The organism is Aerococcus sp. UMB1112A, assembly GCF_030230715.1.
Taxonomy (GTDB): Bacteria; Bacillota; Bacilli; order Lactobacillales; family Aerococcaceae; genus Aerococcus.
Map to the genome: position 1 here is coordinate 30,863 of NZ_JASPDS010000015.1, position 18,326 is coordinate 49,188.

Below are 18,326 nucleotides of genomic sequence, written 5' to 3' on the forward strand. Positions count from 1 at the left end.
TTCTAAACGCCTCTGCTCACACCCTTCTTTACTCTGCTTCTTTGGCTGTGATTTCTTTGTTGTCTGATTTATCTTCTTTGTCGTCAGTCTTGTCTTCGTTTGTTTCTGTGTTTTCTTTTTTGTCTTCTTTATGGTTGAAATTGTTGGTGTCTTCGTCCATGTCGCGTAGGTCGATTTCTTTGTCGTCGGCGTCGAGGACTTGGATGTCTAGGCCGAGTGACTGTAATTCTTTGACCAGTACGCGGAAGGATTCGGGAACCCCTGGACGTGGGATAGGTTCACCCTTGACGATGGCTTCGTAGGTTTGTACCCGGCCAGTGACGTCATCTGACTTGTAGGTCAAGATTTCTTGGAGGGTGTAGGCTGCCCCGTAGGCTTCCAGTGCCCAAACTTCCATTTCACCGAAACGTTGTCCCCCGAATTGTGCCTTACCGCCCAGTGGTTGTTGGGTAACTAAGGAGTATGGCCCAATTGACCGAGCGTGGAGTTTGTCGTCGACCATGTGGGAAAGTTTCAGGTAGTACATCACACCGACAGAAACCCGGTTATCGAATGGTTCACCGGTCCGCCCATCGTAAAGGACAGTCTTAGCGTCTGAGGCCATGCCGGCTTCTTCAACTGCTGACCAAATGTCTTCGTCCACTGACCCATCAAATACTGGGGTAGCGATCTTAATGCCCATGTTGCGGGCAGCCATTCCGAGGTGGAGTTCCAATACCTGTCCGATATTCATCCGTGAAGGTACCCCAAGTGGGTTCAGCATGATGTCAACAGGGGTCCCATCTGGCATATATGGCATGTCTTCCATTGGGAGAACGAGGGAAACAACCCCTTTGTTCCCGTGACGCCCAGCCATCTTATCGCCGACTTGGATTTTACGTTTTTGGACGATATACACACGAACGAGCATGCTGACGCCTGGTTTGAGTTCATCCCCGTTTTCACGCAGGAAGATCTTCACGTCATTAACGATACCACCACCACCGTGAGGGACACGGAGTGAGGTGTCACGTACTTCACGCGCTTTTTCACCGAAGATGGCGTGGAGTAGGTGCTCTTCTGGAGAAAGTTCGGTTACTCCCTTAGGCGTTACCTTACCTACTAGGATATCTCCATCCTTAACTTCTGCACCGACATAAACAATGCCGCGGTCATCAAGATTCTTCAGGGCATCTTCCCCAACATTAGGGATTTCACGCGTGATTTCTTCTGGTCCGAGTTTGGTATCGCGGGCTTCAGATTCTAATTCATCGATATGGATAGAAGTATACACATCATCCTTAACCAAACGTTCAGAAAGGATAACCGCATCTTCGTAGTTGTAACCATCCCAAGTCATGAAGGCGATTAGTGGGTTTTGGCCCAATGCCAATTCCCCATTCTGCATGGATGGCCCATCAGCTAGGATGTCCCCAGCTTCAACTTCTTCACCAGTCCGAACCAGTGGTTTTTGGTTGTAGCAGGTGGACCCATTTGACCGATGGTACTTGATTAAGCCGTACTTATCGAGGGCGCCATTTTCACGACGGACACGAACTTCGCGGGCGTCAACAAATTCAACTGTCCCAGACTCTTTAGCAATAACAGCTGTCCCTGAGTCGTGGGCCGCCTTGTATTCCATACCCGTCCCGATAAGTGGGGAATTTGGTTGGAGAAGCGGCACCGCTTGACGCTGCATGTTAGCCCCCATTAAGGCACGGTTGGAGTCGTCGTTTTCCAAGAAGGGGATACATGCGGTTGCGACAGCGACTACCTGCTTAGGTGATACGTCCATGTAGTCCACTTGTTCAGGGCTTACTTCGATATTCTCTTCCACATAACGAGCCATTACCTTGTCTGAGGCAAAGGACCCATCTTCGTTTAATTCCGAGTTCCCTTGGGCAATAATGTAATTATCTTCTTCATCGGCGGTTAGGTAATCGATCTTGTCGGTTACTTTGTGGGTATCCCAGCTCACCCGACGGTAAGGGGTTTCGATAAAGCCGTACTCATTGATCTTGGCATAAGTTGCCAGCGAGTTGATCAGCCCGATATTCGGACCTTCAGGCGTTTCGATTGGACACATCCGACCATAGTGGGAATAGTGCACGTCCCGAACTTCATAGCCTGCCCGGTCACGAGTCAAACCACCTGGCCCCAAAGCAGAGAGACGACGCTTGTGGGTCAACTCAGATAGGGGGTTGTTTTGGTCCATGAACTGTGACAGCTGGGAGGACCCGAAGAATTCCTTAATTGCAGCGACCACGGGACGGATATTAACTAATTGTTGTGGGGTCACCGTATCGACATCCTGGGTAGACATCCGTTCCCGAACCACTCTCTCCATCCGTGAAAGACCAATCCGGAATTGGTTCTGTAAGAGTTCACCCACTGAGCGGATCCGGCGGTTACCCAAGTGGTCGATATCATCGGTCTTGCCCAAACCTTCATAAAGGTTCAAGAAGTAGCTGATTGAAGCCATGATATCAGCAACGGTTAAGGCCTTCACATCGTCAGCTGGATTAGCATTGCCAATCACATTGATCACGCGGTCTGGATCATTTGGCGCATAAACCTTCACCACTTGTAGGCGGACAGGCTCTGGCACAACAGCTTGGTCATTCGGATAGATCTCAACCGTATTCGCCCCTTGGTCTAGGGCCTTGCCTAGGCCTTCCATCAGGTCGCGGCTGAGTTCTGTATCCTTAGCGAGTAGAATTTCCCCGGTTTCAGGGTCCACGATATTTTCAGCAAGCACTTGGCCAGCTAAGCGGTGTTTCAAGTCCAGCTTCTTATTGATCTTGTAGCGACCAACTGGTGCCAAGTCATAGCGGTGTGGGTCAAAGAAGCGTGAAACCAGCAAGTTTCTTGAGGATTCTGCCGTCTTTGGTTCACCTGGACGCAGGCGTTCGTAAATATCCTTTAAGGCCTCTTCTGTCCGGGTATCGGATTCATTCTTGTGGAGGTCTTTTTCAATGGTATCTTCGAGGGTCTTGCTAGAGCCGAAGATTTCACGGATCTGATCATCTTGGGAGAAACCTAACGCGCGAACGAGGACAGATAGTTGAATCTTCCGCGTCCGGTCAATCCGTACGTAAGAAATGCCTTTAGCGTCTGTTTCCGTTTCTAACCAGGCCCCACGGTTAGGAATAACCGTTGTCCCGAAAGAGTGGCGGCCGTTCTTGTCTACCTTCTCATTGAAGTAAACCCCTGGTGAACGAACCAACTGCGAAACAATCACCCGCTCAGACCCGTTAACAATGAAGGTTCCGGCTTCGGTCATCAATGGGAAGTCCCCAAAGAAGACTTCTTGGTCCTTGATTTCACCTGATTCCTTGTTGATCAGACGTAGTTTTGCATACATTGGCGCCGCATAGTTGGCATCTTGAGCGCGTGATTCTGAGACATCATACTTAGGCTCTTGGAATTTGTAGTCCACGAATTCTAGGGCCAGCTTCCCTGCATGGTCTTCTATCGGTGAGATATCCTTGAACATGGATACAATCCCATCTTCTAAGAACCATTTATAAGAATCTGTTTGAATTTCAATTAAATCTGGTAGTTCGAGCACTTCGTTGATGCGCGAATAACTCCGGCGAACGCTGTGCTTCCCAAACTTGACATCATGTCCCGACATGTATTGCCACCTCTCTATAAAATAAGCCAGTAAAAGTTTTAAGATTTTATTAAGAATCATAAAAATTGGCCCGGTTTACCCGTTTTTTAGACAAAAAAATAACAAAAGAATCGACACTTTTTTTGCCTTATCTTTTGTTTTAGACCAAATATGCGGGAAATCGGACAATATTTCGACTCCTGCAGATTCCAATAACTATATCATACATATGATAGCAGATTTATCGTCCCAGGTCAAATCTTTTTCCAAAAAAGATTGACAAGTTTGCGAATCAGGCCTACACTAGCCCAATATATAGAAAGCGGGATGGTCATGTACGAAAGCATTACTTATCAAGAAAGCCTTAATACCCCTGATCGAGTCTTTATCGACGTTCGCTCAGAAGCTGAGTATGACAAGGATCACATTCCTGGCGCTATCTCCTTGCCTGTTCTCGACAATGAAACCCGGGCCCAGGTCGGCACCCTATATAAATCAGGCGAAATCCCCCAAGCCAAGCAAGTCGGTATTGAGGCCATGAGCCAAAAATTGCCCCAATACTTTGCCTTTTTGCAGTCCTGCCACCAGGATTTCGCCAAAACTATTCTCTATTGTTCACGCGGCGGCTTCCGGAGCTCTTCCTTAGCGGCCTTGTGCTATAGTCTTGGCCTTCATATTTATAAATTAGACGGTGGCTATAAATCTTACCGCCATGCAGTGATTGACCAACTCGATCAAATTCTCAATCTCGTCCAGCCCATTACCCTCTACGGCTACACCGGAACCGGGAAAACAGCCCTCCTTAACATCCTCCATCAGATGGGCTATCCTGTAGTCGACCTGGAAGCTTGCGCCCAGCACAAGGGCTCTCTCTTTGGCGACCTAAAGAACCGGTCGCACAGTCAAAAGGCCTTCGAAAGCCAGCTTCTCCTACAACTACAAGCCGCCCAAGCTTGCCAAGAAGCGCCCGGTGAATTTCCCGTCTTTATCGAGGGGGAATCGGCCCATATTGGACACTGTGTCCTGCCCAAAAAGCTCCAAGAAGGAATGAAAGCAGGCAAAAAAATCCTCATCGAAGCCCCCATGACACGTCGGGTTGAGATCTTAAAAGCTGACTATCTCAAAGATCAAGTCCCCCCTCAAGCGATCCTAGACCGGCTCAACCGTCTACGCGGACGCTTGTCTGACCAACGAGTCGACGCCTATATCGCGGCCTTCAAGCAAGGGAAGATCGACCAGCTAATCGAAGCCCTCTGTCAGTCCTACTACGATCCCCGTTACCGTTACAAGGCCAAGAATATGTCCAAGCACTATTGCAATCGCGATACCGACCGATGTGCCCGAACCATCGCCCAGGACTTCTTCCCTAAGTCACGTCCCCAATAAAAAAACGTCCAGCCCTCACGGAGGCCCCTTCTTGGCACGGCCTCCATGAGATAAGCTGGACGTTTTTTATTCGTATGATACCGGAAGCTTATTCTTCCCGGTCGCGGATCAGGTTAAAACCTTGCTTGCGCAGGTCATCGATCAAGGCTTCACGCCGGGGCCGGCGATTTTCCATCTTGTCGCCCACTTGTTTAAAGAAACTGTCGACCCGTCGATTGGCATCGCGCAGGTCATAATAAGTCGTCATCTCTTGGTCGTAATCTTCCAAGAGGCTTTCCGCGTCCTCAGGCAAGTGGTAAGTATCCTCAAAGAAACGCAGAGTCTTAGGCATCCTAGGCTTCAATTGAGGGCTCTGGTTAGGTTCCCCGAAGGCCAGGCCTAGGACTGGAGCGGTTAGCGGTGGCAGATCTAAAATATCAATCATTTGTCCCATATTATTCTGGATGCTACCGAGGAAAACAGCTCCCATGCCCAAGGATTCCACCGCATTATTCACATTTTGGGCCATCAATACCGCATCACTATAGCCTTGGAGGAAACGTTCCAACTGATGGGCAGCTAGGTTCTCACGGCCTTCCCGCTCCGCAATCTGTTGGTTGCGGTAGGTGTCCACGAGAAAGATCCAGAGTTCAGGAGCCCGGGCAATATATTCTTGCTTGCCCACTTCAGCGATGGCATGGCGCTTGTCCGGATCCTTCACCCGAATAATTGAAGCCATCTGCATCCCCTCACTCGTTGCTGTCCGCATAGCCACTTCCGCCAATTGGTCAACAATCTCTTCAGGCACCGCTTGATCCTTGAACTCGCGAATCGTCCGGTGGTCCAACTGCTTATCTAGCCATTCATTTGCTGCACACATTACCGTCACTCCTTACTTCTGACTCGAAAGAATCCAATATCCTTTCTTGCGTTCAATTTCTTCCACTTGACCAAAGACTTCTTCCATCTTCTTCCGGGCGCTAAGAGCTCCTTGCTTCTTCTGGATCACTACCAGCAAGAGCCCGCCAGGCAAGAGCTGGTCATAGGCCCCTTCTAGGAACTGATGGACCACTTGCTTGCCGGCTCGGATAGGGGGATTCGTGAAGATCGCCGCAAAGCGCTCGTCTGTAATCTGGTCATAAGCTGACGACCGGCTGATGGCAACATTGGAGACCCCATTCAGGGCCGTATTCTCCTGAGCTAAGTCCAGGGCCCGTTCACTCACATCCACCATACGAATGGTGCGTTCAGGGTATAGACGCCCGAGCACCGTTCCTACTGGGCCATAGCCACAACCTAGGTCGAGGAAGGGACCCTCTGGAAAGTCTAAATGAGCGGTAGTCTCTAATAGCAAGCGTGAACCAAAATCTAAGCGGTCTCGCGAAAAGACTCCACTATCCGTGGTAAAACGAAAGCTCTCCCCAAAAAGCTCCGTCTCATAGGTCTTGAGATCATGAGCCAAGTCACGATTGTCGTCAAAATATTGGTGTGCCATAAGCCAACTCCTTCACTTTTTTCAATTTTATCTTACTAATTATAAGTTTAAATAGCAAGAAAAAACTGTTCTGGCTGACTTCTCCGTCAGCAAAACTTGTCCATAAGAAAAGAGCCCAGTAAGCCGGGCTCTTTATGGTAAAAACTTTTGTAAAAGCTTAGACGACTAACAGATCGCAAACTTTTATTTTCTATTAATAGATGTCTGAAACTTTTCTCTCTTGGTCAATCACAATGTAAAGGTGGCCATTTTCTCCAACTTTAGAAGACATATATTTATTTTCCAAACCGTCTTCATCAACAGGTTCAAAGGGGAAATAAATTTCGCTCTCTTGACCGTCTGACCAAGATAAGGTTACCCATTCAATTCCTCGGTTACGAGTAATGGTTTCAAACATCCCAGTTTCAAGGCCACCTTGGTCAATGGAATCGGATTGGAAAGTATCAGCATCTGGTAAAATTTCCACTTTAAGACTTTCTGCTGGATTAATTTCAAGGATTTCGCCACCGTTGATCCGGCCTAAACTATTCGAAACACGTTTGATCCATAAGTCTCCGATGTGTTCAGCTGAAACTTCCCACTCGCCACCGTTACGGAAATGAAACTTAAATACTTCTGCCTTTCTCATATCTATACCACCTTTTCAATTTTTGTGAATTTTTTCACTACAATTAGTATATAGGAAAAACGATCAAAAATCGAGTATAAAGTCATATTTTATGAAAAAAGATTTTAGGAGCGCTTTCAATAATTGTTCGGAAAGTTTCTTTACACAAAAAGTGGCTAGAAACAAAGCTCCAGCCACTCTTAAAGAAGTCAAAGGAATTTTCTTAAAGGGTCGCCCCTTTTAATCTTTCAGGTCAATGACCATCCGGCCGCGAATTTGGCCTTTTTCCATTTCGTCGAAGATGTCGTTGATGTCTTCCATAGGGCGCATGTGAACTTGGGGAACAACCTTGCCTTCTGCGCCGAATTGGAAGGCTTCAGCCAGGTCTTCTCGAGTACCGACTAGGGAACCAACGACCCGGATACCATCCAAGACCAAACGAGGAATGGAGAGGTCCATGGTGTCGACAGGTAAACCAACTGCCACAACCGTTCCCCCAGCCCGGACCGCATTAACAGCTGAGTCGAAGGCTGCTTTGTTAACGGCTGTCACCACTGCGCCGTGAGCGCCACCGGTTTTTTCTTGGACGATCTTAGCCACGTCATCTGTCTCTGGGTTCAAGCAGATATCAGCTCCAAATTGCTTGGCAAAATCTAATTGGCCTGGGTTAATGTCAACCGCCGCGACCTTCATATTGAAGACATTCTTGGCGTATTGGAGGGCTAGGTTGCCGAGACCGCCCAAACCAAAGAGGACCAGCCATTGCCCCGCACGAACTTGGGATTCTTTGAGGGCCTTATAGGTTGTCACCCCAGCACAGGTAATCGAAGAGGCCTCCGCTGAACCTAAGCCTTCTGGTACTTTAACCGCATAGTCAGCTGTGACGATACATTCTTGGGCCATGCCCCCATCAGCCGTATAGCCAGCATTCTTCACCTGGCGGCAAAGGGTTTCTCGACCGGAGATGCAGTATTCACAGTGCCCGCAGCCTTCGAAGAACCAAGCCACACTCGCTCGGTCGCCTACCTTTAAGGAAGTGACTCCTGGGCCAACTTCCTTCACGACGCCAATTCCTTCATGGCCTAGGACGACACCCGAAACATCGCCGAAATCAGCATTCTTCACATGTAAGTCGGTATGGCAAACCCCGCAACACTCCATATCGAGCAGGGCTTCCCCATATTCTAGAGGTCTGAGCTCTTTATCAACAACTTTAGCTTTATGGTCTTCGGTTGCAACAATTGCTTTCATACTTTCTTCCTCCTTTAATTGCTTAAGACAATTATAAGCAAATCTTGTGAATGAGTGAACACTCTCTATTCAATTGATGAATGAAACTTTATTCCGATGACCACATTTGCATAGTCCCTAATTTTTTCGCATTTAATTCGGCATACCTAAAAATAACTTCTTGCATCGCTTAAAGATAAGCGTATGATATATATGAATGCAAAATCATTTAGTATAGAAAGTGGTGTTCGCTTTGTCAAAAGAAAGTCCCAACCATCATTTATTCGAGCATGCCAATGGCCCTTCCCTAGAAGAGATCAACGGCAGTATCAGCGTCCCCCAAGGCAAGGGCTTCTGGCGCACCCTACTCGCCTATTCCGGCCCCGGTGCCTTAGTCGCTGTGGGTTATATGGATCCGGGCAACTGGTCCACTTCCATTACCGGTGGGCAAAACTTCGGCTACTTGCTCATGTCAGTTATCCTCATGTCCAGCCTGATCGCCATGCTCCTCCAGTACATGGCAGCCAAGCTCGGCATCGTCACCCAAATGGACCTGGCCCAAGCCATCCGCGCCCGAACCTCCCGCCCTTTAGGCTTCATTCTCTGGATCATCACGGAACTTGCGATTATGGCAACCGATGTGGCAGAAGTCATCGGGGCAGCCATTGCCCTCTACCTCCTCTTCCATATCCCCATGTTCCTAGCTGTCCTGATCACAGTCTTCGACGTCCTCCTGCTCTTACTCCTCAGCAAGGTCGGCTTCCGTAAGATCGAAGCCTTGGTCGTCTGCTTAATCTTTGTGATCTTATTTATCTTCGTCTACCAAGTCGCCCTCTCTAAACCTGACTGGGCGGCGCTCTTGGAAGGCTTCATCCCAACTGGTAAAAGTTTCGCCAGAGAACCTGAAATTGGCGGCCAGACGCCCTTAACCGGCGCCCTTGGAATCATCGGGGCTACCGTGATGCCCCATAACCTCTACCTCCACTCTGCTGTCTCCCAAACCCGGCAGATTGACCACCAAAAGCCCCAAGCCATCCAATCGGCGATCCGTTTCACTACTTGGGACTCCAATATCCAATTAACCCTGGCTTTCTTTGTTAATGCCTTACTCCTCATCATGGGGGTTGCAGTCTTTAAGACTGGCACGGTCACTGACCCCTCCTTCTTCGGCCTTTACCAGGCCCTCTCCCAACCGGACGCTATGGCAACGGGACCCCTGGCGGCTGTTGCGCGGACGGGCCTCCTCTCTACCCTCTTTGCCCTGGCCCTCTTAGCCTCTGGACAGAATTCAACCATCACTGGGACTCTCACTGGCCAAGTTATCATGGAAGGCTTTATCCATATGCGGATGCCAATCTGGGCCCGTCGTTTAACCACCCGCTTGCTCTCTGTGATTCCGGTCATTATCTGTGTCTGGGTGACCCAGGGCCAGTCCACGGTTGAAGAGCACACTGCCTTGAATAATCTCATGAATAATTCCCAAGTCTTTTTAGCCTTCGCCCTCCCCTTCTCCATCGTCCCCTTGCTCATGATGACTAACAATAAGCTGGAGATGAAGGGACGCTTTAAAAACTCCCTAATTATCAGCGGGCTAGGCTGGCTGTCCGTTGTGAGCTTGACCTATCTCAACTTAATCGGCCTGCCCCAACAATTCGAAGCCTTCTTAGGTGACCAAGCCAGCGCCACAGCCATCTCCTGGTCCCACCAAGTCGCTTACCTCGTCATTGTCCTTGTTCTCGCCTTGCTTGCCTGGACTATCATCGGCATCCACCAAGGAGAAAAACGCCTCCAAGCCAAACACCAAAGTTTATTGCCTGCTAGTCATGAAAGGATGACCAACCATGAATAAGATGACCTTTGACCGTATCCTCGTCGCAGTGGACGGGTCCAAGGAAGCCCAAAAAGCCTTCCACTATGCTATCAACCTGGCCCGGGACAAAGGCTGTCCCCTCAGTATCGCTTCAGTCTTCGAAGCCGGTCAACTCAATGTTTATGAAGCCCTCGACCCCAAGGAACTCCAGGGCAAACGTCAAGCCTTTTTGGACCAGGTTGCTGGCTACCGGGCCCAGGCAGAAGCAGCAGGCCTCCCAGAGATCCAGTGCTTAGTTGCTGAGGGCGGCGACCCCGCTAAGGTTATTATCAAAGACCTCCTCCCAACCAGCCAAGCCGACCTGCTCATCATCGGCAGCCATGGCGATGCCCAACTCAGCGATTACTTTGGCAGCCATGCGACTTATTTGGTCAAGCACGCCCCTATCCCTGTCCTGGTCTACCGCTAGGCCGGGCCTGGAATAGCCTAGTCCATCTCTTTTTAACCGACGAACGTTTTCAAAAACCTGTTCCAAAAGTCAGCCCTGACATCCACTTCACGAACTATGTCCAATCGTTTGCAAACGATTGGACATAGTTCGCTCCAGTGGTTCAGGCCTGAACGACTTTTGTCACACTCTCTTCTTTTCCGATCAAGGGTGATTTTTTCACTTTTCCCCTTGACTTTGGTCAAATGACCCGTTATTATATTAACAAATCCTAATAAAGATTAAAATTCTATGAGAGTAGTACTTCTTTTTAACGGACAGGGAGTCGTTATTGATTGAGAACGCGGCATTAAAAGAAGGAATGGACTCATTAAAGGAACTTACAACGCCTCGGCTATTAGTAAGTTACGGAAGCTTGAACCGTTAGCTCCAAGCACGTATGTTAGTACGTGAGCAAAGTGGGTATTTTTGCGTAGGCAAATACCAATTTGGGTGGTACCGCAGGAAACTGATTCTTCAGACTCTTGTCCCTTGTAAGGGACAGGAGTCTTTTTATTTAGTCTGATTTAATTTATTTATACTTTTTAAAAATAGGAGGAAACAACCATGACAACAGCAACAAAAGTGAAAACAGCCATTAAAGAAGTCGTCGCCGGCAATAACCTCGATTATCAATTATCCGAAGATATCATGAAAGCCATCATGGGTGGTGAGGTAAGTGATGTGGAAATCGCAACTTTACTGACCGCGCTCCGGCTCAAGGGCGAATCGATCGATGAAATTTCTGCCTTCGCTGATGTCATGCGGGCTTTCGCAACCCAAGTCGAACACCCGACAGATTCCCTAGACATTGTGGGCACTGGGGGGGACGGCGCCAATACCTTCAATATCTCAACCACCTCATCCTTCGTCATTGCCGCAGCAGGCATTTCTGTGACCAAGCACGGCAACCGCAGCGCCTCCAGTAAGTCAGGGAGCGCCGACTGTATGGAACAATTAGGCATCCAGCTGGACCTTTCCGCTGACGAAGCTGAGGAGGTCCTAGAAAAGACAGGCATGACCTTCCTCTTTAGCCAGAAATACCACCCTGCCATGCGCTATGTGGCAGGTCCTCGCCGGCAAATGGGGATCCGCACCGTCTTCAACATCCTCGGCCCACTGGCTAATCCGGCCAACTGCAACTATCAAATGCTGGGCGTCTACGACTCCGCTCTGATCGAACCCTTGATCCAAGTCCTGAAGAAACTCGGCCTTAAACGGGCCATGGTCTTCTCCGGTGACGACGGCTTGGATGAAATCACCCTCACCACCACCAGTCACGTCGCCACCCTGCGCGATGGCGAGATCAACTACTTCGTCTTCGACCCCAAGGACTACGGTTTTGACTATTGTCGGCTAGAAGACTTGGTCGGTGGCGAACCCGCCGAGAATGCGCAAATTACCCGCGAAATCCTCCAAGGCACGCGCCAAGATGCCAAGTCCGATACCGTCCTTCTCAATGCCGGACTGGCCATCGCCCTCGTTAAAGACGGCTATAGCCTAGGGGACGGTATTGAAGAAGCCCGCCTGCTCATCCAATCTGGAGCTGCTGCTAAGAAATTAGAAGAAGTTATCCAAGCCAGCCAAACCGTTTAAGGAGGTTCCTATGATACTCGATGACATTGTCCAAAAGCGCAAAATCCGCTACCAGGAGCGAATGGCCCAAAAGCCCCTAGCTGAATTAGAAGCCGCCTGCCAAGCTATCGACCTCAGCCAAGAAGCGCCCTTTCCCTTCTATAATAGCCTCAGCCAAAAGGCCCGCTTTCACTTTATCTGTGAATGCAAGAAGGCTAGCCCTTCAAAAGGCCTGATCCAGGCAGACTACCAGCCTGCTGACATTGCCCAGACCTACCAAGCGGCTGGGGCCTCAGCCATCTCCATCTTAACCGAACCCGACTTCTTCCAAGGATCCGACCAAGATTTCCAAGCTGTCCGCCAAGCCACTAGCTTGCCCCTCTTACGCAAGGACTTTATCTTCACGGCCTACCAAATCTATGAGGCTAAATTACTAGGCGCCAATGCCATCCTCCTAATCGTCTCTATCCTGAATGACGAGGACCTGGCCCACTTCCAAAAAATGGCCCATGACTTAAACCTAGACGCCCTGGTCGAATGCCACGACCTAGAAGAAATCGAGCGGGCCAAGGCCATCGGGGCACGGATCATCGGGGTCAATAACCGCGACTTAAAAACCTTCACCGTAGACCTGGACAATACCCAGCGCCTCCGCCAGCACGTCCCTGAAGATATTGTTTTTGTTGCTGAGAGCGGCGTTTCCCAGCGTGACCAAGTTGCCCACCTAGAAGCCGGCAAGGTGAACGCCCTACTTATTGGCGAAACCTTGATGCGGGCTGACAACAAGGGCCAGGTCCTCTCCCAACTGCGAGGTGATTTCCATGACTAAACTCAAATTCTGCGGCCTCAAAACTTTAGACGATGTCGCCATCTGCAATGAGCTCAAGCCGGACTATGTTGGCTTCATCCTAGCCGAAAGCAAGCGTCGGATTGACCAAGCGACCGCCCAAGAGCTCCGCCAAGCCCTGGACCCAGATATTCCCTGTGTCGGCGTCTTCGTCAATGAAGACCAAGAGACCATCCAAGCTTATGTCGACGCCGGCATTGTCCAAGTTATCCAGCTCCACGGCGACGAAGACCGGGCCTATATTGACAAGCTGCGCCAGCTATGCCAGGCGCCCATTATCAAAGCTCTGGCCATTAAGAATAAGGATTCCTTCCAAGTCGACCTAGCTTGCGATGCCTACCTCTATGATGCCTATAACAAGCATGTCCGTGGCGGCAGCGGCCAGGCCTTTAACTGGGACCTGATCAGTGCCCGCCCAGACAAGCACCGGGCCAAAGCCTTCTTCCTCGCGGGTGGGCTCAATGCTAGCAATCTAGCAGAAGCCATCCGAACGACCCAGCCTGAGGTCGTCGATATCTCCTCAGGCATTGAAGGTGCAGACGGTCACAAGGACTACGACAAGGCCAAAGCGATTTGTCAGATTGTCCGCTCTATCTCATAAGACTCAGCCATGAATGAAAGGAATTATACGATGACAAAAGAGAGTTATTTTGGTAAACACGGGGGCTATTTTGTCCCAGAAACCCTCATGAACGCCTGCCTAGAGCTTGAAGAAGCCTTCGACCACTTCATCCACGACCAGGACTTCCTCGACAACTACCAGCGCCTGCTCAAAGAATATGCCGGCCGCCCTTCCCTCCTCTACTATGCCGACCGCTTGACTAAAGACCTAGGCGGGGCCAAGGTTTACTTGAAACGCGAAGACCTCAACCATACCGGCGCCCACAAGATCAACAACGCCCTCGGTCAAGCCCTGCTCGCTAAAGCCATGGGGAAGACCCGCTTAATCGCTGAAACAGGGGCCGGCCAGCACGGGGTGGCCACCGCAACAGCCGCTGCCCTGCTTGACATGGAATGCGTGGTCTATATGGGTAAAGAAGATACCGAGCGCCAGGCCCTCAACGTATACCGGATGGAACTTCTGGGCAGTAAGGTCATTGCCGTTGAAAGCGGGACCCAGACCCTGAAGGATGCCGTTAACGAGGCGCTCAAGGACTGGAGCGCCAACTTCGAAAATTCCCACTATTGTATTGGGTCGACTATGGGCCCCCACCCCTTCCCAACCATCGTCCGCGAGTTCCAACGCGTGATCAGCCGGGAAGCCCGCCAACAATTCCTCGACCAAACCGGTAAGTTACCCGACATGGTCTTCGCCTGTGTCGGCGGTGGGTCCAATGCCATCGGTTCCTTCTATGAATTTCTTAATGACGAAGAGGTCCAACTCTACGGCGTTGAAGCAGCTGGTAAAGGCATCCACACCGAACGAACTGCAGCGACGATCGCCACCGGCAAGGAAGGTATCTTCCATGGCATGAAGTCCTACTTCTGCCAGGATGAAGACGGGCAAATTGCCCCCGTCTATTCCATTTCTGCCGGCCTCGACTACCCAGGCATTGGCCCTGAACATGCCCACTTCCACGATACCGGGCGGGTGAACTATGTCCCTGCTACTGATGACGAAGCAGTTGCTGCCTTCGAATACCTCTCCCGGCTCGAAGGGATTATCCCTGCCATCGAGAGCGCTCATGCGATCGCCTACGCCCTCAAAGTTATCCCCACACTCAACAAAGACCAGAGTGTAATGATCACCCTATCCGGCCGCGGTGACAAAGACGTGGCCGCCATCGCCCGCTATAAAGGAGTAGAAATCTATGACGACTAAGCCAAGTACCCAACGCATCCAAGCCGCCTTTGAAACCAAGGCTTTCATCCCCTTCATCACCTGTGGCGACCCTGATCTGGCCACTACCGAAGCCGTAGTTGACAGCCTCATCGCTGCTGGCGCTAAAATCGTAGAATTAGGGATCCCTTTCTCCGACCCCATCGCTGAAGGCGAGACCATCCAAGCCGCAGACGAACGCGCCCTGTCTAAGGAAGTCAAACTCGACCAAATTTTCGACCTCGTCCGCCGCATCCGCCAAAAGCATGACACCCCCTTGGTCTTCATGACCTATGCCAACCCCATCTTCGCTTACGGCACCGACCGCTTCATGGAAAAAGCAGCTGACGCGGGCATCGATGGCGTCATCATCCCCGACGCCCCCTATGAAGAAAAAGGGCTTTTCCAGGCTGCCTGTGATCAGCACGGCATCACCCTGATCTCCATGGTTGCCCCTTCCAGTAAGGAACGGATCCAAACCATCGCTGGCGAAGCAGAAGGCTTCCTCTACCTCGTCTCTAGCCTAGGAGTAACTGGTGTCCGCCAAAACATCCAAACCGATATCCCAAGCATTGTTCAGAGTATCCGCCAGGCTACAAATATCCCGGTGGCAGTTGGCTTCGGCATTGCCAGTCCTGACCAGGCTCGGGAAATGTCTCAGGCATCAGACGGCGCCATCATCGGCTCTGCCATTGTCAAACTCATCGCCAAGCACGGCACAGACAGCGCCCCAGTCGTCGAAGCCTATGCCAAAGAAATCGTCCAAGCCATTCAAGGCTAAATCAAAATAACACAAAAACACTGCCAGAAGCTGCCGCTGACCCTCTAGAAGGTTCCTAAGCAGCAGGAGCAGTGTTTTTTGCTTTTGACTTGTCGTACAAGATTTATGAAGTGCTAGCTATACACACTTGGAGGCTTCAATTGTGGGCTAACTTTTGCCAACACACACTCGGCGGGCTCAAGTGTGGGCTCCCCTTTGCCAACACACACTCGGCGGGCTCAAGTGTGGGCTCCCCTTTGCCAACACACACTCGAAGCTTCTATTTGTGTATTAGACATCTTGCTCGCATCCTTTAAGAAAGAGAGTGTGACAAAAGTTGATCAGGCCTGAATCACTGGAGGCCGTTTTTGAAAAATGTTCGTAATTAAAAAAGAGGCTGGAACTTTTGTCCCAGCCTCCTTCATGATCCGAAGTAGATTATTTAAGTTCTGCTGAACCGCCAGCTTCTTCGATAGCTGCTTTAAGGGCTTCTGCTTCTTCTTTAGGAAGAGCTTCTTTAACAACAGCTGGAGCGCCGTCAACTAATTCTTTAGCTTCTTTCAAGCCAAGACCAGTTGCTTCACGAACTGCTTTGATAACTTTGATCTTAGCAGCGCCTGCGTCTGTTAATTCAACGTCGAAGTCAGTTTTTTCTTCAGCAGCGCCTGCGTCAGCACCAGCACCTGCAGCAGCTACAGGAGCAGCAGCAGAAACGCCGAATTCTTCTTCAATAGCAGATACTAAGTCTGCTAATTCTAAGATTGATGATTCTTTTAAATCAGCAATGATTTGTTCAATGTTTAAAGCCATTTTTTATTCCTCCATTTTTTAAATAATTTGTTTGGATCTAGGCAGCCAAATAATTAAGCTGCGCCTTCTTCTTCTGCTTTTTGGTCTTGTACAGCTTTGACTGCATATGCCACGTTGCGGACAGGTGCTTGCAATACAGATAAGAGCATTGAAAGTAAGCCTTCGCGACCTGGTAGGGAAGCAATCTTGCTGATTTCTTCTTTAGTTAAGGTTTTGCCTTCGATGACGCCGCCTTTTAATTCTAAAGCTTCTGCTTCTTTAGAGAAGTTCTTCAAGATACGTGCAGGTGCAACTGCGTCGTCTTCACCAAATGCTACGGCAGTAGGGCCTTGGAAGACTTCTTCGTGGTATTCAACACCTAAAGTGTCTAAGGCACGACGCATCATCGTATTTTTGATAACTTTGAATGATACATTTTCTGCACGTAATTGGCTACGCAATTCAGTTGCTTCTTGAACAGTTAAACCTAAGTAGTCAACAACGATGATTGATTTTGCATTCTTAATACGGTCAACCAATACGTTAACTTCTTCTTGTTTCTTAGCAATTGCTTGTTCGCTCAATTATTTCACCTCCATAAGATTAATCAGAGTTTCTATTGCCAGGCAATAAAAAAACTCCATGTCACTGAAGACATAGAGAACTATCTAACACCTGATGCGGTGAATCTCGATCTCCCTCGGTTAGAAATTAAGGCTCGGGCCACTAACTGTCTTCGGTAAGTATTGAATTATTTTCAACTATTGCATGATAGCATGCCTAAATTAAAAAAGCAAGGATTATTTTGAGATTTTTCAGCTAAATTTAGAAGAGATTATAAAGAGGCAGCAGGAGGATAGGCATAAAAATTGCTGGGATCTGATTGGTTACCCGGATGTCGGTAATTTCCAGCATATTCAAACCCAGGCCAACCAGGATAATGGAACCAGCCCCGGACATCTCTGCCACCACAGCTGGCGTCAGGTAAGGCGCAATCCAGGCAGCTAGGGTCACCAGGCCACCTTCGTAGACCAAGACAGAGAGCGCCGCAAAAGCAGCCCCAATCCCGTAAGTTGAGCCGAAGATAAGCGAACTCACCGCAACAATTACCGACTTGGTATAGAGCAGGCTGTGGTCGCCGTTCAGACCAGATTGGAGGGCTCCAAGCACGGTCATCGCCCCCACACAGATGACCAAGCTGGCCGTCACGAAGCCCTCCGCAAAGAGCGAAGCCTCTTCCCCACTAGCCACCTTGTTTTGGATCGCCTTACTCCCCCGGTCTAGGGCTCCTTCAATATTAATGAACTCACCGATAATGGTCCCTAATAAGAGACTCATTAATAGTACAATTAAATTCTTAGAATCACTGGCCCCGGAAATTCCCAGATAGAGCACGACAACCCCGATCATCTGCATGCAAGCCTTCCGCACTCGCTCCGGCAGGCACTCACCAATAAAGTGCCCAACCACGGCAAAAACGACCAGCACCAGGGCCTCAACAATTACACCTTTATACATAATAACCTCCAAGTATTCAATAGATCTATTTTACGCTGTTTCCAGACGAAGGTAAACCCGAAGCCATTATTCTCATTATATTCTTAACTTTAATCAGGGTGTGAGGGAGCGCGGGTAGAAGTGGACCTCTGGAGCAAAGAGCCAGAGAAGACGGCAAGTCTTCGGCGGATCTTTGTGAAGAGGAGCCACTTCTGTGCGACCGAACCCGACTACAGGGTGTGAACAAGAGCGGGTAGACTTGAATGATTGGAGGCTCATCAAAAAAGGCTGACGCCAGTCAGACGTTTTGATGAGCTGAAATCACTTCAAGTCTGCTCTTGTGAACTCGACTAGGCAGGGTGTGAGCAGAGGCGTTCAGAAAGGAATGACTGGAGGCAAAAGGGATAAGAGCGGCTTTAGCCGATCGTTCCCATTTGCTGAAGTCACTTC

Annotated in this window: 16 protein-coding genes and 1 other annotated feature; of the genes, 8 read left to right on the forward strand and 8 right to left on the reverse strand. The window is 49.6% G+C overall.

Annotated elements, in window-relative coordinates; translation table 11 throughout:
• Positions 1-28: 28 nt before the first annotated feature.
• Positions 29-3,616 carry a DNA-directed RNA polymerase subunit beta gene (rpoB, locus tag QP860_RS08315; protein WP_284912546.1) on the reverse strand — a complete coding sequence of 1,196 codons (3,588 nt, stop codon included), beginning with the start codon at positions 3,614-3,616 and terminating at the stop codon, positions 29-31.
• Positions 3,617-3,928: 312 nt separating this feature from the next.
• Here rpoB and mnmH point away from each other — a divergent pair, with 312 nt between their 5' ends.
• On the forward strand, positions 3,929-4,981 hold the full coding sequence (gene mnmH / locus QP860_RS08320) for a tRNA 2-selenouridine(34) synthase MnmH (RefSeq protein ID WP_070620148.1): 1,053 nt from the start codon (positions 3,929-3,931) through the stop codon (positions 4,979-4,981).
• A gap of 88 nt (positions 4,982-5,069) precedes the next feature.
• Here mnmH and QP860_RS08325 read toward each other — a convergent pair whose 3' ends face one another.
• From QP860_RS08325 to adhP, 4 genes are all read right to left on the reverse strand, one after another.
• A complete protein-coding gene (locus QP860_RS08325; RefSeq protein WP_284912547.1) occupies positions 5,070-5,840 on the reverse strand; it encodes a nitroreductase family protein in 771 nt (256 codons plus the stop codon).
• Positions 5,841-5,852: 12 nt separating this feature from the next.
• On the reverse strand, positions 5,853-6,455 hold the full coding sequence (locus tag QP860_RS08330) for a class I SAM-dependent methyltransferase (RefSeq protein ID WP_070620161.1): 603 nt from the start codon (positions 6,453-6,455) through the stop codon (positions 5,853-5,855).
• A gap of 193 nt (positions 6,456-6,648) precedes the next feature.
• A complete protein-coding gene (locus tag QP860_RS08335) occupies positions 6,649-7,083 on the reverse strand; it encodes a hypothetical protein (protein ID WP_070620163.1) in 435 nt (144 codons plus the stop codon).
• A 219-nt stretch (positions 7,084-7,302) separates the two neighbouring features.
• Positions 7,303-8,313: an alcohol dehydrogenase AdhP gene (adhP, locus tag QP860_RS08340; RefSeq protein ID WP_070620166.1), complete on the reverse strand. Its 1,011-nt coding sequence runs from the start codon at positions 8,311-8,313 to the stop codon at positions 7,303-7,305.
• Positions 8,314-8,533: 220 nt separating this feature from the next.
• On the opposite strand from adhP, the gene QP860_RS08345 reads away from it, so the two are divergent.
• The 7 genes from QP860_RS08345 to trpA all read left to right on the forward strand — a co-directional run bounded on the left by QP860_RS08345 (position 8,534) and on the right by trpA (position 15,611).
• Positions 8,534-10,141: an Nramp family divalent metal transporter gene (locus QP860_RS08345; RefSeq protein WP_502869813.1), complete on the forward strand. Its 1,608-nt coding sequence runs from the start codon at positions 8,534-8,536 to the stop codon at positions 10,139-10,141.
• Entirely contained in the window at positions 10,134-10,571 is a 438-nt protein-coding gene (locus QP860_RS08350; protein WP_070620172.1) for a universal stress protein, read from the forward strand. Before QP860_RS08345 ends, QP860_RS08350 begins: the two co-directional genes overlap by 8 nt.
• Positions 10,572-11,156: 585 nt before the next feature.
• Positions 11,157-12,185 (forward strand): anthranilate phosphoribosyltransferase, encoded by a 1,029-nt coding sequence (gene trpD / locus QP860_RS08355; RefSeq protein ID WP_070620175.1) that lies wholly within the window; start codon positions 11,157-11,159, stop codon positions 12,183-12,185.
• A 10-nt stretch (positions 12,186-12,195) separates the two neighbouring features.
• Positions 12,196-12,993 (forward strand): indole-3-glycerol phosphate synthase TrpC, encoded by a 798-nt coding sequence (trpC, locus tag QP860_RS08360; protein WP_070620178.1) that lies wholly within the window; start codon positions 12,196-12,198, stop codon positions 12,991-12,993.
• A complete protein-coding gene (locus QP860_RS08365; RefSeq protein ID WP_070620181.1) occupies positions 12,986-13,612 on the forward strand; it encodes a phosphoribosylanthranilate isomerase in 627 nt (208 codons plus the stop codon). Before trpC ends, QP860_RS08365 begins: the two co-directional genes overlap by 8 nt.
• Positions 13,613-13,642: 30 nt before the next feature.
• Positions 13,643-14,833 carry a tryptophan synthase subunit beta gene (gene trpB, locus QP860_RS08370; protein ID WP_070620184.1) on the forward strand — a complete coding sequence of 397 codons (1,191 nt, stop codon included), beginning with the start codon at positions 13,643-13,645 and terminating at the stop codon, positions 14,831-14,833.
• On the forward strand, positions 14,823-15,611 hold the full coding sequence (gene trpA, locus QP860_RS08375; RefSeq protein WP_284912549.1) for a tryptophan synthase subunit alpha: 789 nt from the start codon (positions 14,823-14,825) through the stop codon (positions 15,609-15,611). Before trpB ends, trpA begins: the two co-directional genes overlap by 11 nt.
• Positions 15,612-16,028: 417 nt before the next feature.
• On the opposite strand, the gene rplL is transcribed toward trpA, so the two are convergent.
• The 3 genes from rplL to QP860_RS08390 form a co-directional block, all read right to left on the reverse strand.
• Positions 16,029-16,400, reverse strand: coding sequence for a 50S ribosomal protein L7/L12 (gene rplL / locus QP860_RS08380; protein WP_284910324.1), 372 nt, complete (start codon positions 16,398-16,400; stop codon positions 16,029-16,031).
• A gap of 53 nt (positions 16,401-16,453) precedes the next feature.
• Positions 16,454-16,963 (reverse strand): 50S ribosomal protein L10, encoded by a 510-nt coding sequence (gene rplJ, locus QP860_RS08385; protein ID WP_284912550.1) that lies wholly within the window; start codon positions 16,961-16,963, stop codon positions 16,454-16,456.
• A 38-nt stretch (positions 16,964-17,001) separates the two neighbouring features.
• Positions 17,002-17,137 (reverse strand) — a sequence feature (ribosomal protein L10 leader region).
• A 67-nt stretch (positions 17,138-17,204) separates the two neighbouring features.
• Entirely contained in the window at positions 17,205-17,897 is a 693-nt protein-coding gene (locus tag QP860_RS08390) for a DUF554 domain-containing protein (protein ID WP_284912552.1), read from the reverse strand.
• Between the last annotated feature and the right edge of the window lie 429 nt (positions 17,898-18,326).